Genomic DNA, 22,765 nt, shown 5'->3' with positions numbered 1-22,765 from the left:
TAACAACCACGAAAGAAGGAGTATGAACGGATGAAAGATCAGCACTATGAGATTACCATTTGCTCGGATTCCGTAGGTGAAACTGCCGAGGCAGTTGTGAAAGCGACGATCCGGCAATTTGACGCACATCAAGTTACAACAAAGCGTATCGGCCATATTAAGCATGAAGATGAGATTCGGACCATTATGGAGTCAGCTGCAAGTCGAGGCGGTTTTGTCGCTTACACACTTGTCCAGCCTGAGCTTCGGGAAATGATGCGCGAGGAAGCGATCCGTTTGGGAGTTCGTGCTGTGGACATCATGGGACCGATGATGCAGGCATTCATCGACACCTTCAATGATTCGCCGAAGCGTAAGCCCGGGCTGCAGCACGAGATGGATGATGACTATTTTAAGCGTGTCGAAGCGATTGAATTTGCAGTCAAATGTGATGATGGTCGTGATACGAGTGCATTGCTGAAGGCCGAAATCGTCCTGATCGGCGTGTCCAGAACATCAAAGACTCCGCTTAGTATTTTTTTGGCTCATAAAGGGTTGAAAGTAACGAATCTGCCGCTTGTTCCTGAGGTGAAACCGCCTAGAGAGCTATTTATGCTGCCGGGTTCGCGGATTGTCGGTCTTACTATGGATCCGGACAAGCTGTTAAAAATAAGAACGGAACGGTTAAAAGCGGTTGGTTTACCATTTGGCGCGAAGTATGCGGCTATGGAACGGATTATGGAGGAGCTCGACTACGCACAAAAGCTGATGAATCAGGTAGGTTGTCCTATTATTAACGTAACAGATAAGGCGATTGAAGAAACTGCCGGTATTATTATGGGTTATTTGTGACCTTAATTTATATAAGATAGAGCATGGGCTGCCGCGAGGGCGAGCCATGCTTTTTTTGCATATATAGAATTTATGTTTGGGGCTCCCCGCAAAGTATCTGAATCAACTTCGAAGCAAGACCCCACTTTGTGGGGATATTTTGTGCTCAAAGAGATAATTAAGGTTTACGTAATATTTGGCAGAATGCAGTATGGTACAATATCAGTCATATAGGCAATTTGCAAAGGTACGAAATCTTTTTGTAGTTAGAGGATTTGAATGCAACCAAACAACTTGATTTATACGTATACTTAAATATAAGAGGGTACGATAGTGAGGCGTTAAACTAGGAGAGGCGGTATGAGGATGGATTCATGGAGAGGCTGGCTGAAGGAATCGTACGGGAAGAAGCTTTCTAAGCTGCATGCATGGAATGCCTGGATTATTGTGCTCCTTGCAGTAACGGGAATCATTCTTTATATCCCTTCGATTCGGGGCGATTTGGGAGCATTTCGTGTATTTATGAAGCAAGCGCATATTGTAATCGGTTTCTTATCCATTCTGGTTATAGCCATGTATGTGCCGCTAATTCCTAAGCATTGGAAACAAATCAGAAACAAGCTGAACCAGCGGTGGAACTTGATCATAGTACTGGGGCTGCTGGTTGGCTGGAGCGTTACAGGACTCATTTTATGGCAGTTCCGCAGCCTCCCACCCATATGGAGCAACCTATCATTAGTGCTGCATGATTTATTTACATGGGTTGGCATTCCTTATGCTGCTTATCATTCGATCTCCCGCAGCCGATGGTTAAAGTCCATGCGTTCCCAGGAGATAAAGGCTGCTTTAGCCCAAGCCGAAGCGTCTATGGAATTGGAAAAAAAGGTCGCAGCAGCATCATCAGGGGCTGAAGTGGAAGGGCGGATGGCTCCTCAAGCTTTTGTAGAGTATTTGAAAAAAACGCCGATTTCTCGAGCAAACTTTTTGCGACTAGTTGCCGGACTTGTGCTAGTATTTGGTGTGGGGCCTGCGTTTTACCGATGGATGAAATCAGTCTCGGATACAGGTGGCGAGGAGCTTGATAAGCTGGTCGACAATGATGGCAATCATATGCTTCCTGCCCCGGTAGCACTTGCAGAATCTAATCCTCCTATTGGCGGTGGGGGGAAGGGTGAGTTTCGGATTTATACCGTAACGGATATTCCTTCATTTTCAAGCGATAACTGGCAGTTCGTCATTTCAGGATTGGTAGATAAGCCGATTTCTTGGAGCTGGGAAGAATTATTGAAGCTTCCCCGTAAGGTCCAGGTAAGCGACTTTCACTGTGTAACTGGTTGGTCAGTCTATAGTTTGACCTGGGAGGGCATTCCGTTATCGGATCTGCTCAAAATAGCGGGTGTAAAGAGTAAGGCCCGTTTTGCTAAAATGTATTCCGGGGATAAGGTATATACGGATTGCTTATCCTTGGAGCAGGCGCGGCTGGAAGATGTGATGGTGGCGATACTGATGGATGGCAAACCACTTCCGCAGCAATTGGGAGGGCCGGTCAGACTTGTCGTTCCAAAAATGTACGCTTATAAATCGGTCAAATGGCTGCAGGCGATCGAATTAATAGAAGAAGAGCATATGGGATATTGGGAAGTACGAGGATATGATAATGATGCATGGGTTCCAGGGAAAAGACACACTTAGGCTCATGAGAAAGTAATAGTAAGAAAAGTGATAATAAAAAAGGAAGGAAGATCGTTTTGCATTTGCTCTCGCTTAACATCAGTAAGCCGGTTACTATAGATTATAAGGGGAAGCCTCTGGAGACCGGTATTTTTAAACAACCCGTAGATAAAAGATTGATGCTGTCCTTCACTCAATTGGAAGGCGACGGGCAAGGGGATATGATCAACCACGGCGGAGAGGATAAAGCGGTCTGCGCCTATTGCGAGGAGCATTACGCATATTGGGAAGATAAGCTGGAGCGCAAACTTTCCTATGGAGCGTTCGGTGAAAATTTTACCGTTACAGGGCTGTTGGAGGCCGACATCCATATTGGAGATATATTTGCGATAGGAGAAGCGGTTGTGCAAGTCAGCCAGCCACGGCAGCCATGCTTCAAGCTGGGATGGAAGTACAAAGTGCCGGAGCTGCCAGAGCAAGTGCAGAATACGGGCTATACAGGCTACTATTTCCGTGTATTGAAGGAAGGGAGTGTCTGGGCAGGGGATGATTTTAGGTTGATTGAGCGTCATTCTTTGGGAATCTCTGCTGCGGAAGCTAACAGGCTGAAGTATCATGATAAGACGAATTTGGCAGGCATTCAGGCATTGCTTGCAGTTGACGCTCTGGCTGATAGCTGGAGGAAATCTTTTGAAAAGAGATTAATAGGCAATTAAAAGGCGACTAAGGGATTAAACTGACTTATCAGTGAAGCAATGAATTTGCTGTGACGAATGGAGGAACTGGGGTGGATTACAGAAGTGAGCCGCCCATTTCAGGCGTTATATTAGCCGGCGGAAATAATCGGCGAATGGGCGGCAGGATGAAAGCAATGCTGAGCTTAAAAGGGGAGCTGTTCATAGAACGGCAGCTAACCGAGATGAGCATCATTTGCAGTGAGGTTCTTATCATCACCAATGAACCGGCTATGTTTGAACAGCAGCTGTCATGGCCAGGGCAGCATGTGAGGCTCGTCTGCGACCAGCAGCCAGGGAAGGGGCCGCTGGCAGGGTTGCAAGCTGCAATGGCAGTGGCGCAATACAACGAGCTATGGGTCGTTGCATGCGATATGCCATTCATCTCCTCCAGAGCCGCCGAAATGCTGCTTACACTGCGGCGAAGTCAGGGAGAGGCAGGCTACGATGCTGCGGTTCCTTTGCTTAATGGCAGATTACAGCCACTGCATGCCATATACCATAGAAGATGCCATAATGTGGTTAATGAACTGCTCGAAGCTGAGCAATACAGGATGATGGGACTTTTGGAGCGGTTGGACTATGCTGAGGCTGAATCGAGTTCTTTTATGGATAAAGGCATATCATTGAACTTTGCTGAAAATGTTAATACACCTGAGGAGCTGCGCAGCTTGGAGAGGTCGTAGGTTTTAATTTGAATAGTAAACGTTCTTGATTATATTGTATGTAAGGAATGTTGACATGCATCTATTTTTTTTGAGTGAAGTATGAAATAATAAAGAGATATCGGATTGTAGCTATCTACTGAAATAAACGGGAATTCACTGGACAGAGGATCGGAGGTGTCGGTTATGTCAGCCATATTAACGGATCGATACGGTAGGGTTCACGATTATTTGAGGATATCCGTCACCGATCGCTGCAACCTGCGTTGTGTTTACTGCATGCCGGAGGAAGGGATGGAGTTCGAGCCTGAGGAGAACATGCTTAGCTTCGATGAAATCTATGAAGTCGTAAGAGTGCTGGCTGGACTTGGTGTTCGCAAGCTGCGTATTACCGGTGGTGAGCCGCTCGTGAGAAAAAACTTGGAACAATTGATAGGTCAATTATCGGCTATTCCTGGTATTGAAGATATAGCTTTGACAACGAACGGTATTTATTTTGCCGGACGGGCTGAAAAACTGCGTGCAGCCGGATTGACTCGCATTAATATTAGCTTGGATTCCCTTCGTGCTGATCGCTTTTCACTCATCACTCGTGGCGGAGACATTAAACGTGTTCTGGATAGTATAGAAGCTGCTTATCGTGTCGGTTTAGATCCGATCAAACTTAATGTTGTGCTGATGAAGGGTGTTAACGACGATGAGATCGACGATTTTTTACAAATGACTATTGACCGTAAGGTTCAGGTGCGGTTTATCGAATATATGCCAATCGGGCATGACGATGCTGGTTGGAAAAGCAAATATGTACCGCTTAGTACTGTAAAGGACCGCTGTGTGGAGCATGGTTGGACAGCAAATCCGTCCGGAGAAGTTTATGGCAACGGCCCATCCCAAAATTTCCGTATAGAAGGAGCTCTCGGATCATTTGGGCTGATTCATCCTGTCAGTGATCATTTTTGCCAAACCTGCAATCGCCTCCGTTTGACAGCGGATGGGAACATCAAGCCGTGCCTCTATTGGTCGGATGAGTTTAACGTGAAGACTTATATCGGAAATGATCAGGCGTTGGCGGATTTGTTTCTTAAAGCGTTGGATATTAAACCGGAGAGCCATGAAATGGCCAAGGCATTGCTCAGCGAGCAGCAAAGCCATATGCCTACGCTGCGGAGAATGTCACAGATCGGAGGATAAAGCTAAGTGTCGGGGTATAGATTTCAGCGTAAGCTGATTAAGGTGGAGGATGCACAGCAAGCGGTCCTTCACCATGTGCGTCTCCAGGAGAGAGAGGAAGTTCTGCTTGAGGAGAGCTTTGGACGAAGACTGGCGGAGTCGGTATGTGCAAGTCATCCAGTCCCGCACTTTCGACGTTCTGGAGTCGATGGCTACGCTGTTCGTGCAGAGGATAGTTATCAAGCGTCACCGGAGAATGCGGTTACTTTGGAAGTAACCGAAACGATACCTTGCGGGGTAATTCCAGTCTCCGGCGTGGAGCGGGGACAAGCAGCGCGAATTATGACTGGAGCGGTTGTTCCCTCTGGCGCTGACGCAGTTATTATGCTTGAAATGACCGAGGCCTCAGCCAGGGAAGTATGTATTCGCAAGCGTATGGACAAGGGAGAGAACATTACACCCATTGGTCATGAGGTGCAGGAGGATGAACTGCTGCTGCAGTTAGGACAGACCATTGGTCCAGGGGAAGCTGCTCTGCTTGCTGCTTTCGGATATGAGAGGGTGTGGGTGTTTCGTAAGCCTCGGGTTGCGATATTTTCTACCGGGTCGGAGCTGTTGGAGGTAGGGCGGCCACTGGAGCATGGAAAAATTCGGAATAGCAACAGCTATATGCTGGCCTGTCAGGTTCAAGAGGCTGGCGGCGTTCCACTCATAATGCCGATACTGCCGGATGATCCTGAGTGTGTAGAGGCAGCACTGCTGAAAATAATGGAGCAGGTTGATTTCATCATAACGACTGGCGGTGTTTCTGTCGGTGACAAGGATGTATTAGTCGATCTGTTTGAGCGGTGGGATGGCAGACTGCTGTTTAACAAAGTGGCTATGCGGCCAGGCAGTCCTACCTCTGTCGGTTTATGGAGAGATAGGCTGCTGTTCGCTTTGTCAGGCAATCCGGGGGCCAGCTATGTTGGATTTGAACTGTTTGTCCGCCCTTATATGCGGGGGCTGCTCGGTTATTCAGCAATGATCCATAATGAAATTACAGGAAGTCTGCAGACGGATTATTCTAAAGGCTCTGCTTATCCCAGATATGTAAGAGGAACTGTATCCGTTAACAATAGTTCGGTTTTCGTTAAGCCAGCCGGAAAAGATAAATCGAGTAATATGGTATCCATAAAGGATGCTGACTGCCTTATCTGTATCCCAGCTGGCGGCAGAGGTGCCGCTAAGGGAGAAACGGTTCGCGTGATTTTACTGAAGGAGCCGGATCTTTAGAGTGAACAATGGAAAAACCCCCCGTTAAGCGATAACGCTTGACCGGGGGTTTTTGTTAGTTGAATCCAAGTATAAGTTTTGTATACTTTGTTTCGCTTAGCCTTGAAACCGTGCTCGTCCATCAAGGAAGGCCCAGATAAATTAAATAAATGCACGAGATACAATAACTAACAAGATAAACAACACAAGGATTACACCTGTAGATGTATGGAATCCGCCGATATCGCCCATTTGTAAATCCCCCTTTCAGAAGACATATTGTACTATATGCTGAGGGGGTTAAAGGTGATTGGACGTTACTTTAAATGGGCGTTAGTTGGGGGGGGAGAGTGGTGATTGATAATAGCCGGGCTGCGGGCTTCAGTAAGTTTCTCCGATCGCTGTTGTCCATTTGTTGTTTTCATTAGTATGAAATCAAGGTAACAACAAATGGACAAAGGCGACCACTCCGTTTCTCCGAAACTTACTGATCCCTCCGCCCGGCTGATCAATCAGCGGGCTAAGATCACTGGCCACTCCCCTTTAAGTTTGGGAGTAGAGGGATGCGAGGCTGTAAAGTATGCCTCGACATCTAGGACCAAGAACCAAGAGCCAAGGACCAAGAGCCAAGGACCAAGAGCCAAGAGCCAAGAGCCAAAAGAGAAAAAATTAATTAATAAGTGGAGCCGCCATGAAGGTAGCGAAGCTCCCACTGAGAATCGGCTATGGAGTCAACTCGGACACCACCGGAATCTTTCGAGTAAGTGTGAAGCATTTTGCCATCCCCCAAATAGATGCCTACGTGGGTAACGGTTTCGGTTGCTTTATTGATCCCATTGTAGCTGGCCACGGAATTTCCTTTATAAGACATAAAGAAAAGCAGGTCCCCCTTCTTTAATTTCTTCCAATCGGAGCTAGTTTTGCCTACGGCTTTTACATAGGCTGACTGGCTGCGGGAGTCTCCAGGCAGCAGCTGCCCTATGCCATCCAGATAGGATTGCCGAACAAAGTCGGAGCAATCGAAGGTCGAGGTGTTGTCGCGGCTGGAGCCGAATTCATAAGGTGTGCCCAAATATTTCATTCCTGCATCAATGACCTTTTGAGCGGCAACAGCAGGAGCCAACAGCTTATAGGGTTCAACATAAGTAGATTTTATATATTTATTGCTTGTGCTGACAAATCCGGACACACCGTTTTTGTCTTGAATGTTGTACCAGTTTTCATTTGGCTTATCCAGTACGAGCACCTCTTCGTCTTTCTGCAGATAACGGATTCGGCTTGCATCCGTATTAGGTCCTGTCCGGAAGGAGACGGAGCTGACGATTGTTGCATTAGGAGGTGACGGAAACAATTCTTCTAGAGGCTCTTCTATAGGTTCTTCTACCTCCTTGAAGGTGGTAGTAATATATTGGGAGCCAGTGCTGACATAGCCGACTACATTATTTTTGTCCCCTACTTTGTACCAATAGCTGTTTACCTTTTCCAATACCCAGACTTGCTCGCCCTTTGGTATATAACGGATACGAGAGGCATCGGTTGAAGGTCCTGTCCGAAAGGAGACTGAGCTTAAAATTTCTCCGTTCGGCTCTGGGGTTACACTTACGGTTGTCAATTGAATGTAGGTGGAAGAAGATGAGACATAACCGACGGTTCCTTTGGAATCTTTCACTTGCAGCCAATTGCTGCTCGGAGTGCTGACAATATCCAGCAGCTCCCCTGGCTGTAAGTAACGTATGCGTTCTCCTGATGTAGAAGGCTCAGTACGGAAGTTGACGGATTGGACAATCTTAACCTTTTGAATATCGACTGTGTAGGCCAAAGCGTGATATGGAACGGCAGATAAAGTGATAGCAGAGCAGATAAGCAGGGTAAGCAGCTTCTTTTTCACTGGGGTAAGACCTCCAAAGCTAGGATGTATGTAAGCTGTCTGACAGAGGTTCAGATCTTTCCTTTTAGTTCACAATCTACCTCTTGATTTGATCATAGCATAGCTATTTTTATAATTTTATAAGAAAAATTTTACAAATCCCAAACATGCCGATTGTTATTCTAGGTATTTTGGATTATAACGTAGAAACTAAACGTCGTTCTTTTATGAAAAATAGAGAAAAAACTACTATATTATCGGTACATCTTAGGTTGGAGACTGAATGAAACTGGTGAAAAAATATTTCGAAAAACAAAAATAATTATAAAGTCACAGACTTAAATATGGAAAAACGAAGCCTACCGCTATAAAACATAAATTTAAAGGAATACGACTTCAACAGCGGCCAGAATCCCACATCCATCCCTCCAAAATGCACAAACGTAAAGGGCAAGCCAAGGACGCCGCAAGGCGCCTTTTTTGTAGCGGGTAATCTGTATTGGGTATGCTTAGTGCCTCATATTGTGATCCATTTGCATGGGCATTGCTTTAGTAAGCAGGATAGAACCGTCTTGTTCATTTCATTTTACATCCCACCCGAGCAGATCTACGGTAAAGTGAAGCGGAACTTGAGTGGAACGTCCTTCAGTATTACTTTTACTTTACTGCCAAGCTGCATCCATACTTTTGGCGATGTTACCATTGCTTCCGAATCATGGAATTTTTCGTTAAACTGGGTTACAATGGCACGAGAGAGGACAGCTCCAGTCATGAACATATGGGAGTAAGCCATATGAAGGCTGGAATAAGCGGAATCGTAATTATTATTTGTATAACTGTCAAAAGCTTTGGTCAAATGCAAAATGATGTCCAAGCTCTGTGACAAGCGCAGCTTTGTTCAAGTTAGGGTTAGCGTTTGACATGAATTCGGCAAATCCAAGGGCATAATCAGAAGCTCCAAGGGTGCTTTGAGTCTTGCTTCATCTTTGGCGGCTGTTGCGTTTACATAATCAACGAAGAATGCAATGTGAGTTTGCCAGCCATTTCGGAAAGCTTCTCCGGCATCTTTACCATATACGGAACCAATGGAGTCAGTCGGCTCATCGCTGTTAGTATTAAGCGCCGCTGCGGCGTCATTGAAGTCTGGAGCTCCATCCATGGCTTTTTGCATAGTATTAATCCAATCCATCATCCATTTTTTTACGAAGATAGAACTGAAGGGAATATAAAGAAAGGAGATCCTTCATGAACGGAACTTTATCTGATCAGAAACTAATGGCACTAATAACGGAACGAGATGAGGAAGCTTTAAAAAAGCTGTACGACCGGTATGAAAGGCCTGTATATGTTTTTGCTTACAGAATGGTAGCAGATGCTATGATGGCTGAGGAAATTATGCAGGAATTATTTCTAATAATATGGACCGCGCCTGAACGGTTTGATGGAAATCAAGGTAAGCTGACCAGCTGGATATTCACGCTGACACGTAATATTTCGATTGATTTACTGAGGAAGAAACGAAGCCGAACTCCAGAGAAAATAGCGGAGTCTGAGGTACTTCAATATGTTGCCGATGAGAGGGTTAACACCGAAGTGGAAGTAGAAAGCAAGTGGGTCGGTGAGCAGGTAAAAACAGCGGTAGATGGATTAAATAAGGATCAAAAGCAGGTTGTGGAATGGATATATTACCAAGGCTATACTCAGCATGAGGTCGTGGAGCGGCATTCCATACCGCTCGGAACGGTGAAAAGCAGGGTGCGATTAGCGATGAAGCAGCTCCAGCAGAGGTTGCGTGATGTGGGAAGGAGGGAGTTTGGAAATGAGTAGCAGTGCTGATGAGGCGATGTGTGAGTGGCTGGAGATGTATGCGCTGGATGGATTGGAAGAGCATGAGAAAGTAGCGTTTGAGTATCATTTGACCCATTGTGCATTATGCCGCAATCAACTGATTGAGCTCAAGCAGGTTGTTAACCTGCTGCCTATGGCTTCCGACCCGGCAACGATCCCTGCGGGAATGCGTGACAGAGTGCTCGGCTCTATATTGGGCAAGGCTGCAGTTGATAAGTCGGGAACTAATGCTAAGGCTGGCGTGGAGAATGAAACACCGGGAAGGCTCGCCTCACAGGGCCGAAGGGCTGCTCCAAGCGCAAGGGAAGCTGTAAAAGAGGTAGCGAACTCGTCAGAGCTTAGCAGGCGCGCCGTACAAACGGAGCGAACCGTCCGCAGATCCGTTTACTGGCGTTGGGTGAGCGTAGGGCTTACCGCTGCGGTAATAGGAATGGGATTATATACCTATCAGCTTAATAATAGGTTGGGCGCATTGCGGATTGAGCTGCTGGCTGCGAATCAAGAGGTCGTCAAAGCAGGAACAGAGCTGGCCCAAGCAAACTCGAATTTAATCTCAATGAACAAACCAACGGAAGCGTTGAAGGTGAACCGGATCGTGAGCCTAAGTCCAGCAGCGGAAAGCTTTGTTTCTAAAGGCTTGGCGACTATTGTTATTGATGGCAAAGGAACGCATTTGATCGTGCAAGCGGAGGATCTTCCACAAATCAAGCAGGATGAAGCTTTCCAGGTATGGTTAATTAAAGACAATCAGCCTGTAAATGCGGGTACATTCTACCCTCGGGATGGAAAAGGTGCTCTCTACTATACATTCGAACCCAAGGAATACGATACAGTAGCCATTACACTTGAACCTGATGCTCATGGTGAGAAGCCTAGAGGTGCAATAGTATTGGCAGCTGGCTTGAAGAGTTAATAAGGGTTCTAAATTGGTAAAGTGATATTAGCAAAGTGATATTTTATTAATCTTAGATAATGGCTTAGGAGCAGCAGAAGCAAACGCTCAAATTAACAAGCGTGCAGCTCTTGATTTTGATATAGAATAGTAGGAGCGGCCTGTGGCAAATATTCAAGTGTACAGCATGAAGTGAATCGAATATAAATGACACTTTGTTTGCTGCTATCCGATCATGATCACATCAAATTATGATTCCGGAGGGAAAAACTATGAAAGAGCTCGATATTCAACGTATTTCAATTGAACACCTGTCTGATAGTCTTGCATTGTCGCAATTTGCATTTCAGTATGAGCTTTCAGCAGAGAAGCTGGAGGAAAGACGGTCGCAATATAATGAAACGGAAAATTGGGGGGCTTATGTGGATGGCAAGCTGGCCGCTCGTATGACGATTCTTGACCTGCACACCTGGTTGTTCGGCAAACGCTGGGCAATGGGGGGGATAGCAGGTGTTGCCACTTGGCCTGAATACCGCCGTGGCGGATTAGTCGCCGGATTGTTACATAACGCACTTCACGTGATGAAAGAGCAAGGGCAGACGTTATCCTTCCTGCATCCTTTTCAATTTGCATTTTACCGTAAGTTTGGTTGGGAGACTTATACGGAAACAAAGAAATATGAGATTCCTACAGCGCTGCTTCCCAAGCTGCCTCCACAACCGGGACATGTAGTTCGGGTTGGTGAGGATATTGAACTGTTGAACCGTATTTATAGCGAATATGCGTCGAGATATAATGGATCATTGGACCGAGATGAGGCTTGGTGGAAACGGCGTATTTTTGCCAACAGGAAAGGTTCTGCCGCTGCATATTATGATGCCGATGGAAGGGCGAGCGGTTACATTCATTACCAAGTGAAAGAGTCGGTGCTTCAAATTCATGAACTCGTTTCATTAAATTGGGGAGCAGCAAAAGGATTATGGCGCTTCATCGCTGATCACGATTCTATGATTGATAAGGTGACTTTAAACGCACCACTTGATGACCAGCTGCCATTTGTGCTTGATAACCCTCGGATCAAACAGGAGATCATTCCTTATTTTATGGCGCGTATTGTGGATGTGAAGCCATTTTTGGAGCAGTTTCCTTTTGCCAAGGGTACGTCAAGGAATGATGGCCGTTTGACAATGTTTGTGACCGATGCGCATGCAAGCTGGAACAATGGTCTGTTTGTCATTGAGGTTGATTCTGATGGGAATGCCCGAATTGAGGCTAAAGAGCTGCCGGCAAAAGAGGGGAACGATGAACCAATCTGTGACTTATCTTGTGATATTTCTACATTGACCGCCATGTTCATGGGCTACCGGCGCCCTTCCTTTATGAATCAGATTGAACGTTTGAAGGGTGAAGAGGCCGCTATAAGTCATCTGGAGGCTCTTATTCCTTATCGTACGACGTATCTACCTGATTTTTTCTAAGCAATAAATTGACCCCAGACTTCTTTGTTCTAAAAAATCCATAGTTATGGGAACCCCTCACTGCTGAGGAATAGCGGATGAGGGCTTTTCTATTTTTCGGCTGCTTTCCGTTTAGTATTGCAATATTAAACCACGTTCATGCATGACTACTGTTGTGAAGGGACATGGTTTTCTTGCAAGGAATGGACAGCAGTCGCCTTAGGTCGGACCTGGGCCCCGACTTTGGTCTAGGTGCAAAAACCGCCGCAGGTCCGTTTTGAAAAAGACTCAAAAACCCTAGAATAAGAACATAAGCAAACGACATTACAACGAAAGGCGGTGAATACATAAATGAAAATGAATCGGCATATTGGCTTGGCGCTGCTGCTCATTTTGCTAGGCGCATTGATACTGTTAAATAAATTTGGCGTTCATACCGGACACTTGATGGGTTATTTATTCCCGGTTGCTATGATCGGCCTTGGTTGGTTGGGATTGAAAAACGGTAAATCCTTTATCGGATTCATCTTAATAGCAATTGGTGGTTTGACCCTGATGGCTAAATTATCTGGCTTAATCGCGATTGCCCTGGCAATTGGGTTGATCATCTACGGATTTTCGCTTCTCAAGAAGAAATCAAACGTTTATTAAGATGAATGTTGAATAGAGCGAAAGAGTGTGGACGAAAGGGTTAGAGGAATTTGGAGAAAAGGTGGTTAGAGCATGAGTTTAGGTAAGAGGTTTAGAGACATTACAGTAGCAAGCTTCAATGAGATGCTGGAGCAATCGGAAGATCCGGTTCGTTTGATAGATAAGTACTTAGGAGCCCAAGCGGATCAAATCCGCGAATCAGAGCGGCTGTTGCAGCAATGCCTGTCACATGCGGCAACGCTGAGACAGACCTACATCTCCGCAACACAGCTCAAGGAGCGCCGCGAGCAGCAAGCGTTGGTTGCGTTGAAGGCTGGCGAGGAGGAGATGGCTCGCATAGCACTTCAAGAGAAGCTGCAGCAAGAAGAGCGCAGCGCTCAGTATAAGACGCTGTACGAGCAGAGCAAGCTCGGCATTGTCGAGCTTGAGCAGCAGCTGCAGCAGTTGAAGGCCGACTTCGATGAAGTCGCATCGAAGCGCAGCTACTACATCGCGCGCCTCGAAAGCTTGCGGCTGCAGCAGCGCATGAATGAGCGGATGCGCGGAATGGGCGTCGGCCCAGGCGGTACTCCGCCGCGGATGTTCGACCGGCTCGAGGAGCGGGTCGCTGATATGGAGCTATCGGCACGCACTCTGCGTGAAGTCCGCTCGTATGGTAAAGAAGCTGTAATGTCTGCGGGTAATGCCGCAGCTCAGATTCTGGATCATGAGATGGCAAAGCTTAAATCGAAACTAGAAAAGGAAGGCTGGATGCGATAATGAAGAAGTTATACCGTTCACGCAGTGACCGTATGATAACCGGCCTAAGTGGCGGCTTGGCCGAGGTGTTTGGCATCGATTCTACTTGGATTCGTTTGCTGCTGGTAATTACGGCATTCTTCTCCGGAGGCGTTGTTATTCCTTTGTACTTCTTGGCAGTAATTGTTATTCCAAAAGAACCTTTTGCAGGAGGTCCCTTTGGTCCGGGCTACGGCTTCGAAGGAGGTCATGGGCAAGGCGGATGGAATGGTGATGCAGCATGGCAGCAATGGGGAAAACAGTGGGGCGGCGGTAAAAAGCGTCACTGTGGCTCTAACAAATACCAATATGGAGATCGCCGCGAATATGAGGCGCAATATAATCCATTTGAAGGACAGCAAGGACAAGGACAAGCCGGAACTGATTTTGACGATAAAATGAAAGACATTGAGAAGAAAGCCATGTGGAGAGAAATAGAAGAGCTGCGCGCAAAAGTGGCTAGTTATGAAAAAAACCAACAAACAAAAGGAGAAGTGTAAACCATGGGCGTATTTTCCAGAATTAAAGATATGACGAAAGCATCTATTCACGAGGTATTGGATAAAGTTGAGGATCCTATCGTAATGCTGAATCAATATTTGCGTGACATGGAGGAAGAAATTGCGCAAGCGGAAGTTACAGTTGCCCGTCAAATTGCTAATGAGCGCAAGGTGAAGGAGCGTCTTGAAGAAGCGATTCGTCTGACTGGACAACGTGAGGAGCAAGCGAAGGAAGCGTTGAAGAATGGACAAGAGGCTACCGCACGTCAAGCATTAGAGCAGAAGCTTTATTACGAAGCCAAAATCTCTGAGTATGCGGAATCGCATGAGCAATCCAAACTGCAAGCTGAAGGATTGGTTCAACAGCTGCATGAGATGAAGGATGCATTCTATCAAATGCGCAATAAGCGCAGCGAGCTTATCTCTCGTGCACAATTGGCAAGAGCAAAGCGCCAAATGGCTGAGGTGACAGCAAGCAATGTTATCGAAGGCGGCAACGCGGCTAAAGGCTTCCGTCGTATGGAGGAAAAAATTGTGACGCTTGAGGTTGAAGCTGAAATTGCCGGTAAACCTTATGTAAGTGGCTATCCGACAGGCGGTTATGCAGGCACAACTACTTACCAAGCAGCTGACGCAGCGAAGCAGCAAAAGGTCGATGATCAATTGCAATTGCTGAAGGAGAAAATGAGTGCTGAGAAATCGCAATAATAAGCAGCTCGCCTAGAATACAGTCTCATTTGGGAGAGGGAAAATCCTCTTTGAGGAAGATTCAAATTGTGATATGCTAGTTAGGGCTTAAAGCCATAGGGCCGATTCTTCGCCGCTATGGCTTTTCTCTCTAATTACTATTTATATAAATTTCCTGGAAAATGTTGTGAAGTTTAATTATTCATCCGGTGGTTATGGAGGGATAAGGGAATGATACGGAAAGTTTACGGCCGCCTTTGAAATCAAGTTGCTACCGCAAGGTCAATTAATAGGCAACTTGGATTTCAACAGCGGTGGAGTGTCATCCCTTTCCCGGAGTAACTTATTGGATGAATAAATGTCCCTTCAAACAATCTTCCAGCATACCAACAAGAATTCGCACAAGAAAGGAGGCAGCACGGATGAAAAATTTTTATGGAAACCGTAACCGTAATCGAAACCACAACCGCAATGTGGCGCTCATTTTGATAGGAGTAGGCGTATTCTTGCTTGCGAACAATCATTGGGGCTTTTTTACCGTGCTGGCTCTTGTGCTCATTTTTGTTGGTATTAATAAACTTCGTTCAGCCTCGCCGCGTAAAGGTTATGTTTTAATTGGCATAGGGGCTGTTATTTTAATGGGCGGTAACATTTCGCTGCTAATTGCTGTCATACTTATATCCCTCGGATTTTTCTATATACGCTCCAAGCAGCTGCATCGCAATGAAAGCTACGTCAAGAAAAGTCTTATTGAAAGCATTAAGTGGGGCAAGGAACCCTGGGTTCTGAGAAACAGCTCAATATGGAATGTCATTGGGGAGCTGCAGATTGATCTGACCTATGCAATTCCGGAACAAAGGGAAACTACCATCGTGCTGCAGGGCGTAATTGCTGATGTAGATATTATTGTACCTGAGGATATGGGAGTATCCGTTGTTTCCTCAGTAGTGTTCGGTGAATCGGATGTCGGTCCGAATAAAGAATCAGGCATTTTAAATAAAACGGTATGGCAATCAGCCAATTATGAAACGGCAGACAATCAAGTTAAATTGATGATTTCTTACATCATCGCAGATATTGATATAAAAATTGTGTAGCTAGTTTAGCCTATAAGCCGCAAGCGGGTTAACCGGGAGGTACTTAGTCAATGGAAAGGCATGATAAACGTCTGACCAATATGATATGGCAAAGCATGGGTGAGTCGATGGGGCTCAGCCTTGTTTTGTTTGGCGTTATTGTGTACTTTCTTCACTCCAATGGCTATATTAAGCAGTTCGACTCTTGGCAAGAGGGCGTAAAGCTAAGTCTGACCCTTATTGTCATCGTGGTGATAATGGGGGGTACATATGGTCTGTGGTACAGCAGCAAAATAAGGCGGAGACTGGAGCTGCTCCGAGAGGCTATGCTTTCTCTGGAAAAAGGGAATTTGAGCCGTACAGTGCCCAATCTGGGCGAGGACGAGATAGGTCGGCTTGGTGAACAGCTTAATGGCATTACGAAGAAGTGGGAAGAGCAGGTAACATCGCTGCAGCGATTATCCAGTAATAACGCCCAATTAGCGCAAAAAGCCAAATATTCAGCGATTGTGGAGGAGCGGCAGCGTTTGGCAAGAGAGCTGCATGATGCTGTGAGTCAGCAGCTGTTCGCAATTTCAATGACGGCAACGGCCGTCGGCCGGACGCTCGATAAGGATTTTGACAAGGCGCAGCGGCAGATTCATCTTATTGAGGAAATGGCATCTGTAGCGCAGTCGGAAATGCGTGCGTTGCTGCTGCATTTAAGGCCTGTTCATCTTGAAGGCAAGCGGTTATCGGAAGGTTTGGTTGAACTGCTGCAGGAATTGACGGCAAAGGTACCAATGGAAATTACATGGGAGCTCGCAGAAGATATTCAGCTGCCCAAGGGGATTGAGGATCATTTATTCCGAATTGTGCAAGAGGCCATGTCCAATGCGCTTCGCCATTCCAAGGCGACTAAGCTGGAGGTTAAGCTGCTGCAGCCGTCTGTGGATTCCATACGGTTGCTTATCCGCGATGATGGTGTAGGCTTCGAGCTGGATGTTAAAAAACACTCATCCTACGGCATTGTCACCATGAAAGAACGAGTCAATGAGATTGGTGGATCATTAAACCTGATTACGGCTCCGGGTAAAGGCACACGGATTGATATACGGGTACCTATTATGACTAAAGGGGGAGATGAAGTTGGAGAACGAGACGGCGATTAAAGTGCTGCTGGTGGATGACCATGAAATGGTACGGATCGGTTTGGCTGCTGTACTGAGCACTGAAGATGATATTGAGGTAGTAGGGGAGGCAAGTAACGGAGCAGATGGCATACGCCTCGCGCAGGAATACAAGCCGCATGTTGTATTAATGGACTTGGTTATGGAAGGGATGGACGGGATTGAAACGACTCGTCGTCTGCTTCAGCTGTACCCCGATTGTAAGGTTATTGTGTTAACCAGCTTTTTGGATGATGAAAAAATGTACCCGGTTATTGAAGCGGGGGCTTTCAGTTATTTGCTTAAAACGTCACGCGCGGCAGAAATTGCATCGGCTATCCGCGCTGCAGTTAAAGGACAGTCGATCCTGGAGTCACAGGTTGCTTCTAAAATTATGAACCGCTTCCGTCAGCCCAAGCTTGTAGCTCCGGCGCATGATGATTTAACGGACCGTGAGATGGAGGTTCTGAGACTGATCGCTTCCGGTAAATCGAATCAGGATGTTGCGGACGAGTTGTTTATTGGTATTAAAACAGTCAAATTTCATGTGACCAATATCTTGGCCAAGCTGGGTGTTGAAGATCGCACACAGGCGGCAATATACGCTTTTAAGAATGGTTTGGTCGAGTAGCAGCACAAGCGGCGGTGATACCATCCCAGTAGATCCGCCAAATGCTCTGCAAACGGCTCTCAAAATACTCTTTACCATAATAAAACAACTGTAGAAAGCTTCCGTCCATCAAGCATAAATAGGACGCAATCAAATCCTCGACAGGCTCTTCTTTGACAGTTCCTTCAAGAATCCCTTTTTTGAAAATCATTTGCAGTGAATCGGTTAGAGCTCGCTCGGTTTCAAGAAATTTCTGGTGAATTTTCTCTTGTAAGAAAGCGGGCGGAAACAGCATGACCCTCTTTATAAACGTAATTTTCTCCTCGCTAAGCAAGTAATTGTCGCAGGAATCCTGCAAAATTCGAAATAATGTTTGTTCCACCGAGCACGCCTTTAACGAATCAATCAGCTGCTGAGTCCGGCACGACTGCTCTAAGAGGACATCCTCGAACAGCTTCATGAACAGCTCCTCTTTGCTTTTAAAGTGAGCGTATAGAGAAGGTGTCTTGATGCCCACTTCTTTGGCAATGTCGGATAAAGGAGTGCCTTCGTAACCGTTTCGTGCAAAATGATGCAATGCTGCTGTCTTAATAGCTGCTGCGGTCATGGTAGAATGCCTCCTCCTATTCTTTCGCATATAACAAATGTTAGTTAATGTTATATATGATAACATTTATAACGGGTTTTACAATACTTTTATGAGATTAAACGTATTTATTTAAGTTTTATGTAATGTTACTTGACATGTCAAAAGCCCGCGTGTATGATACAGGTAACAGCATAACCACATGTTTTCTAGGGTTCCGCAACTATTATCGGTTGGACTGGTCCGAGAGAGGACACACGAATGGTTTCGTGCACACGGAGGGAGAAAAGCCCGGGAGAGATATCTTTGATATCTTCCCGGGCTTTTTTCTACTCGAATTTCGGGAGGGTATAAAGATGAGAAAAATCACACTGTGGATCACTTGTTTGTTGTTAGTCGGAACGGTTCTTCTAAGCGGATGTAACGCAAATCAACCCGCAGCGGGAGCTTCTACAGATGGGAAAAGCGGGGCTCCGGTTAAACTGGCTTTAAGCCCGTGGCCGGGCTGGTTTGTTTGGTACTTGGTCAAGGAAAAAGGCTTCTTTGAGAAAAATGGAGTCAATGTAGAATTGGTATGGTTTCCGGTCTACAGTGATTCACTAGCCGCATTAGCTACAGGTAAAGTCGATGCAAACAGTCAAACGTTAAGCGATACATTAGCTCCTGCGAGCAAAAATATTCCTCTGAAGGCTGTATTGGTGAACGATAATTCATTCGGAGGAGACGGTATTGTAGTCAAACCGGGAATTCAGTCTTTGCAGGATTTAAAAGGAAAGAAAGTGGCAACTGAGCTCGGTACCGTCGATCATTTGTTGATGCTGACAGCTTTGGGCAAGTCGGGCTTGAAGGAAAAGGATGTTAACTATGTGAACATGACAGTGAATGATGCAGGCCCTGCTTTTATTGCCGGCAATTTGGATGCTGCTATACTATGGGAGCCATTTTTGAGTAAAGCAATTGAAGAAGGTAAAGGAAAGCTGCTGTTTTCCTCTAAGGATACGCCTGGACTCATACCTGATTTATTAGTTTTTAAAGAAGAATTTACAAAGGGTCGTCCCGAGGATGTAAAAAAGATTATTAATGCATGGTTCGATGCGTTGGACTATTGGAAAAAGAATCCGGAGGAATCTTTAAAAATTATGGCTAAGGCGGCAGAAACTCCGCTGGATGAGTACAAAAAAGGCGTTGATAGCGTGAAAATATTTACACCTGAGGACAATCTGAAAGCTTTTCAAAAAGGTGAGGATTATACATCGTTGTTTTATACAGGCCAAAAGACAGGAGAGTTCCTGAAAGGGCTGGAAATGCTATCGTCCATTCCTAAGCTGGAATCGGTTATAGACAGCAGCTTCATAGAAGCTGTGGTTAAACAGCGGAAGTAGGAAGCGAAACGGGGCTGACACTTACGAAGTCGGTTCCGCTAAAGCGAAACCCTTAGGAGGGACACACATGAAAAAAAGAAGGCTTCGCTTATTTCAAATTCGCGGGGAGCTGAACCGTTCAGCGTATACGTTCGGTGTAGCGGGCATATTCGTCCTGCTGCTATTGATCTGGAGTATATTCAGCTATGGGAATGTGGTGGGACGCACCTTTTTGCCGACACCGGACCAAGTTCTGATTCAATTGCTTACACAGCTGTTTAATCCTGCTTTCTGGGAGCATATAGGGATTAGTATATATCGTGTAGGTATGGGCTTTCTGCTAGCTTGTGCGCTTGGTATCCCACTCGGCATATTGGCAGGTACATTTCGGATTGCGGAATCCATTGTCGTACCTCCGACCGAGTTTATCCGTTATATGCCGGCAACAGCGTTCGTGCCGCTGATCATGGTGTGGGCGGGTATAGGTGAAGGCGCGAAGATTATGGTTATTTTTGTAGGCTGTTTTTTTCAGTTGATTCTGATGGTTGCGGATAATACAAGGGCGGTTTCGAACGATCTGCTGCAGGTTTCCTACACGATGGGGGCGAAGCGCTGGCAGGTGATTGAGAAGGTGCTGATTCCTGCATTGCTCCCTGATTTAATGAATACATTGAGATTGATTATTGGCTGGGCCTGGACGTACCTGGTTGTAGCAGAGCTGGTTGCGGCGAACAGCGGACTTGGATTTTCGATCATGAAGGCGCAGCGGTTTTTGAACACAGATATGATATTTGTCGGCATTATAATAATCGGGCTGCTTGGATTGGTGACGGACCGGGTATTTGCCTTTTGTCACAAACGCTTTTTTCCTTGGCAGGAAGGGAGGGCTTAAAAGATGATAGTAAGCGCAAATGCAGCTATGCAAGTAAGTGAAAAAGCCGATCTCATAGGTCTCTCGGGTCCAATCAAGATTGAAGCTAAAGGAATTACGAAGGTGTATGGAGGGAAAAAGGGAGCCTTTACCGCACTCGATCCGGTATCCTTCGATATTCGCGAGAACGAGTTCGTCAGTTTTGTAGGACCGTCCGGCTGTGGAAAATCGTCGCTATTGCGGATTCTTGCCGGATTGGAGGAAGCGAGCTCAGGTGAGTTGTATATCTCAGGTAAGGAAATCGATGGACCAGGCGTTGACAGAGGAATGGTGTTTCAATCGTACACGTTATTCCCATGGCTGACTGTGCGGCAAAACATTGAATTTGGTCTGACGCTGAAGGGCATACCCTTGTTCGAAAAGCGGCAAATCGCGGACCATTTCATGGAGCTGGTGCAGCTGACGAAGTTCGCCAAATCATTTCCGAAGGAGCTTTCAGGCGGGATGAAGCAGCGTGTGGCGATTGCGAGAGCGTTGGCTAACAATCCTGAGGTGCTGCTCATGGATGAGCCGTTTGGGGCATTGGACCCACAGACGAAAAATTCCATGCAGGAGATGCTGCTGAACCTGTGGGAGAAGGAAAAAACGACGGTTGTGTTTATTACACATGATATCGAGGAAGCGATATTCCTATCGCAGCGGGTGTATGTCATGCAGGCGCATCCAGGGCGTATCAAACAAACCGTGCAAATCCCTGCTGGCTTAAGAAGCAGTCCGGATGGCAGGGATTCAGAGGCATTTCTCAAGCTAAAAAGGCAGATCGTCGCACATATAGGGGAATCGCATGACCATGATTGATCATTAATTCGAATGATGTTGTATTATCCTGCAAGTTGCTGAAAAGTAATGAAAAGAGACGTTGTTCCTGATGAAAAGGAACGGCGTTTTTTTGCGTAAAAATTCAGTGCTTTTTAGCGATAAAGAGTGGGTACCCATTCTAATATTGCTTAAGTCATGGAGCGAGAACAGATGTTTAAAGGTTGCTTTCATTGTAAAGGAACCAGGATACTCTTACGGCTGCCGAAAGAAAGACGATAGATGGAAATCCTCCCGTTAATCCGGCCTGGATATCGTTTGAAAGCAAGCTAACTGGAAAAACCCCTGCTAATAGAGGTGATATGGATGAGATTAGCCAAAATCCTTAGAATTAGCATGAGAAATTCCAGTTATAGGGCTTAGAACGGTATTTTTCGGAAAAATAACGTGACATTTTCCTGATAATTGCGTGGGGTTCGCTAAGTTGCCATGTCATATGGAAGAATCAGCAGAAAGTACAGAGTAGAACCGTAAGAGGGAACGGGTGTGGGATGGAAGAGCGATAGCGTCCGCCCTGGTCGTCACCTCCGGTGACTGCTCGGGTATGCAACCCGCCTTTGAAACTCGTGTTCATCCCGCTCCAAGCCTTTCATTCAAAGGAACACGACTTTAACAGCGGCCGGAAGCCCACATCCATCCCTCCAAACGCACAAACGTAAATCGTACACCAGGACGCCGCAAGGCGTTTTCTTATAATATTAGAAAGTATAAGTTCGAACCGGAGGTTCACCTTTCTAATATTGCAAGAAAAGCCACCGCTAAGGCACGAATGTATCTTCCTCGAAAGGGCTTCGATCAGAAGCTTTTCTTAATTTTTTATTTTTTTTTGAAAAAAGTGAAAGAAAATGGAGGTTTGTATCGTCTATATAATATGAGGGAAAAATGTGCAGAAATTGTACCGTAAAACCTTATACTTACGATGCAGGCTTTCCACAGGGAAGTACTTAGGAGGTGGCGTGATGGCCGCAAGTGCCGAAGCAATTAAATGCACGGACTCTGTTCCGTTAACGCCTAATGAGAAGGTGGATTTACTCCGCCAGTATGAAAGCTATTGCTATCAAGTTGCTTTTTATATGTTGAATGATGGCGATCAGGCCAAGAGGGCCGTTGAACAGGCGCTATTGGTTTTATATAAGCAGAATGAATGGTTTCACACCCCGGAGATTGCAAGGAAAGCTAAGGTTAAACACGCTGCGCTGCAGCAAGCGCTTGAATTACGTAAGAATGAGTTGAGAGAATTGGCTTGATGGAGAT

Annotated in this window: 25 protein-coding genes and 1 riboswitch; of the genes, 20 read left to right on the top strand and 5 right to left on the bottom strand. The window is 45.9% G+C overall.

Annotated features, from left to right (window positions below; translation table 11 throughout):
• The first annotated feature begins 30 nt into the window (after positions 1-30).
• The 6 genes from NV381_RS18830 (at position 31) to glp (ending at position 6,325) form a co-directional block, all read left to right on the top strand.
• Positions 31-831 carry a pyruvate, water dikinase regulatory protein gene (locus NV381_RS18830; RefSeq protein WP_258214827.1) on the top strand — a complete coding sequence of 267 codons (801 nt, stop codon included), beginning with the start codon at positions 31-33 and terminating at the stop codon, positions 829-831.
• 345 nt (positions 832-1,176) lie between these two features.
• Positions 1,177-2,502 carry a molybdopterin-dependent oxidoreductase gene (locus tag NV381_RS18825; RefSeq protein ID WP_258214826.1) on the top strand — a complete coding sequence of 442 codons (1,326 nt, stop codon included), beginning with the start codon at positions 1,177-1,179 and terminating at the stop codon, positions 2,500-2,502.
• A gap of 56 nt (positions 2,503-2,558) precedes the next feature.
• Entirely contained in the window at positions 2,559-3,197 is a 639-nt protein-coding gene (locus NV381_RS18820; protein ID WP_258214825.1) for an MOSC domain-containing protein, read from the top strand.
• Positions 3,198-3,268: 71 nt separating this feature from the next.
• Complete coding sequence (gene mobA / locus NV381_RS18815; protein ID WP_258214824.1) at positions 3,269-3,901, top strand: molybdenum cofactor guanylyltransferase; 633 nt, start codon at positions 3,269-3,271, stop codon at positions 3,899-3,901.
• Positions 3,902-4,066: 165 nt separating this feature from the next.
• The gene (moaA, locus tag NV381_RS18810; RefSeq protein ID WP_258214823.1) at positions 4,067-5,071 is read left to right on the top strand and encodes a GTP 3',8-cyclase MoaA; all 1,005 of its coding nucleotides are present in this window, start codon (positions 4,067-4,069) and stop codon (positions 5,069-5,071) included.
• Positions 5,072-5,077: 6 nt separating this feature from the next.
• Complete coding sequence (gene glp / locus NV381_RS18805) at positions 5,078-6,325, top strand: gephyrin-like molybdotransferase Glp (RefSeq protein ID WP_258214822.1); 1,248 nt, start codon at positions 5,078-5,080, stop codon at positions 6,323-6,325.
• A gap of 141 nt (positions 6,326-6,466) precedes the next feature.
• Here the strand turns inward: glp and NV381_RS18800 are convergent, their stop codons facing one another.
• The 4 genes from NV381_RS18800 to NV381_RS18785 all read right to left on the bottom strand — a co-directional run bounded on the left by NV381_RS18800 (position 6,467) and on the right by NV381_RS18785 (position 9,342).
• Positions 6,467-6,556, bottom strand: a complete 90-nt coding sequence (locus NV381_RS18800; protein ID WP_258214821.1) for a YjcZ family sporulation protein — start codon at positions 6,554-6,556, stop codon at positions 6,467-6,469.
• Between the two features lie 421 nt (positions 6,557-6,977).
• Positions 6,978-8,192: a C40 family peptidase gene (locus tag NV381_RS18795; protein WP_258214820.1), complete on the bottom strand. Its 1,215-nt coding sequence runs from the start codon at positions 8,190-8,192 to the stop codon at positions 6,978-6,980.
• A 586-nt stretch (positions 8,193-8,778) separates the two neighbouring features.
• Complete coding sequence (locus tag NV381_RS18790; RefSeq protein WP_258214819.1) at positions 8,779-9,033, bottom strand: hypothetical protein; 255 nt, start codon at positions 9,031-9,033, stop codon at positions 8,779-8,781.
• Between the two features lie 36 nt (positions 9,034-9,069).
• Positions 9,070-9,342 carry a hypothetical protein gene (locus tag NV381_RS18785; protein WP_258214818.1) on the bottom strand — a complete coding sequence of 91 codons (273 nt, stop codon included), beginning with the start codon at positions 9,340-9,342 and terminating at the stop codon, positions 9,070-9,072.
• Positions 9,343-9,416: 74 nt separating this feature from the next.
• Between NV381_RS18785 and NV381_RS18780 the strand changes: the two genes are divergently transcribed.
• From NV381_RS18780 to NV381_RS18735, 10 genes are all read left to right on the top strand, one after another.
• The gene (locus tag NV381_RS18780) at positions 9,417-9,998 is read left to right on the top strand and encodes an RNA polymerase sigma factor (RefSeq protein WP_258214817.1); all 582 of its coding nucleotides are present in this window, start codon (positions 9,417-9,419) and stop codon (positions 9,996-9,998) included.
• A complete protein-coding gene (locus NV381_RS18775; protein WP_258214816.1) occupies positions 9,991-10,932 on the top strand; it encodes an anti-sigma factor in 942 nt (313 codons plus the stop codon). Before NV381_RS18780 ends, NV381_RS18775 begins: the two co-directional genes overlap by 8 nt.
• Before the next feature lie 251 nt (positions 10,933-11,183).
• Positions 11,184-12,389: a GNAT family N-acetyltransferase gene (locus NV381_RS18770; protein ID WP_258214815.1), complete on the top strand. Its 1,206-nt coding sequence runs from the start codon at positions 11,184-11,186 to the stop codon at positions 12,387-12,389.
• A 330-nt stretch (positions 12,390-12,719) separates the two neighbouring features.
• On the top strand, positions 12,720-13,019 hold the full coding sequence (locus NV381_RS18765; RefSeq protein WP_258214814.1) for a LiaF transmembrane domain-containing protein: 300 nt from the start codon (positions 12,720-12,722) through the stop codon (positions 13,017-13,019).
• Between the two features lie 72 nt (positions 13,020-13,091).
• Positions 13,092-13,778 (top strand): PspA/IM30 family protein, encoded by a 687-nt coding sequence (locus tag NV381_RS18760; protein WP_258214813.1) that lies wholly within the window; start codon positions 13,092-13,094, stop codon positions 13,776-13,778.
• Entirely contained in the window at positions 13,778-14,296 is a 519-nt protein-coding gene (locus tag NV381_RS18755; RefSeq protein ID WP_258214812.1) for a PspC domain-containing protein, read from the top strand. Before NV381_RS18760 ends, NV381_RS18755 begins: the two co-directional genes overlap by 1 nt.
• A 3-nt stretch (positions 14,297-14,299) precedes the next feature.
• Positions 14,300-15,004, top strand: coding sequence for a PspA/IM30 family protein (locus NV381_RS18750; protein ID WP_258214811.1), 705 nt, complete (start codon positions 14,300-14,302; stop codon positions 15,002-15,004).
• A 401-nt stretch (positions 15,005-15,405) separates the two neighbouring features.
• Positions 15,406-16,080: a cell wall-active antibiotics response protein LiaF gene (gene liaF, locus NV381_RS18745; RefSeq protein ID WP_258214810.1), complete on the top strand. Its 675-nt coding sequence runs from the start codon at positions 15,406-15,408 to the stop codon at positions 16,078-16,080.
• Between the two features lie 50 nt (positions 16,081-16,130).
• Positions 16,131-17,210 (top strand): sensor histidine kinase, encoded by a 1,080-nt coding sequence (locus NV381_RS18740; protein WP_258214809.1) that lies wholly within the window; start codon positions 16,131-16,133, stop codon positions 17,208-17,210.
• Positions 17,188-17,838, top strand: a complete 651-nt coding sequence (locus tag NV381_RS18735; protein WP_419182282.1) for a response regulator — start codon at positions 17,188-17,190, stop codon at positions 17,836-17,838. Before NV381_RS18740 ends, NV381_RS18735 begins: the two co-directional genes overlap by 23 nt.
• Here the strand turns inward: NV381_RS18735 and NV381_RS38245 are convergent.
• Positions 17,816-18,424, bottom strand: coding sequence for a TetR/AcrR family transcriptional regulator (locus NV381_RS38245; RefSeq protein ID WP_308862026.1), 609 nt, complete (start codon positions 18,422-18,424; stop codon positions 17,816-17,818). The genes NV381_RS18735 and NV381_RS38245 overlap by 23 nt on opposite strands.
• 177 nt (positions 18,425-18,601) lie before the next feature.
• Positions 18,602-18,703: riboswitch (guanidine-I (ykkC/yxkD leader) on the top strand.
• A gap of 56 nt (positions 18,704-18,759) precedes the next feature.
• On the opposite strand from NV381_RS38245, the gene NV381_RS18725 reads away from it, so the two are divergent.
• The 4 genes from NV381_RS18725 (at position 18,760) to NV381_RS18710 (ending at position 22,758) form a co-directional block, all read left to right on the top strand.
• Positions 18,760-19,785, top strand: a complete 1,026-nt coding sequence (locus NV381_RS18725) for an ABC transporter substrate-binding protein (RefSeq protein WP_258214807.1) — start codon at positions 18,760-18,762, stop codon at positions 19,783-19,785.
• Between the two features lie 67 nt (positions 19,786-19,852).
• Complete coding sequence (locus NV381_RS18720) at positions 19,853-20,656, top strand: ABC transporter permease (protein WP_258214806.1); 804 nt, start codon at positions 19,853-19,855, stop codon at positions 20,654-20,656.
• Positions 20,657-20,659: 3 nt separating this feature from the next.
• Entirely contained in the window at positions 20,660-21,493 is an 834-nt protein-coding gene (locus NV381_RS18715) for an ABC transporter ATP-binding protein (RefSeq protein WP_258214805.1), read from the top strand.
• Between the two features lie 977 nt (positions 21,494-22,470).
• The gene (locus tag NV381_RS18710; RefSeq protein WP_258214804.1) at positions 22,471-22,758 is read left to right on the top strand and encodes a hypothetical protein; all 288 of its coding nucleotides are present in this window, start codon (positions 22,471-22,473) and stop codon (positions 22,756-22,758) included.
• Positions 22,759-22,765 lie beyond the last annotated feature (7 nt).

Origin of the sequence: Paenibacillus radicis (ex Xue et al. 2023), assembly GCF_024722015.1 — a bacterium.
GTDB lineage: Bacteria > Bacillota > Bacilli > Paenibacillales > NBRC-103111 > Paenibacillus_S.
The sequence above is the reverse complement of the archived record's forward strand: the minus strand, read 5'-3'. Positions and strand labels throughout refer to the sequence as shown.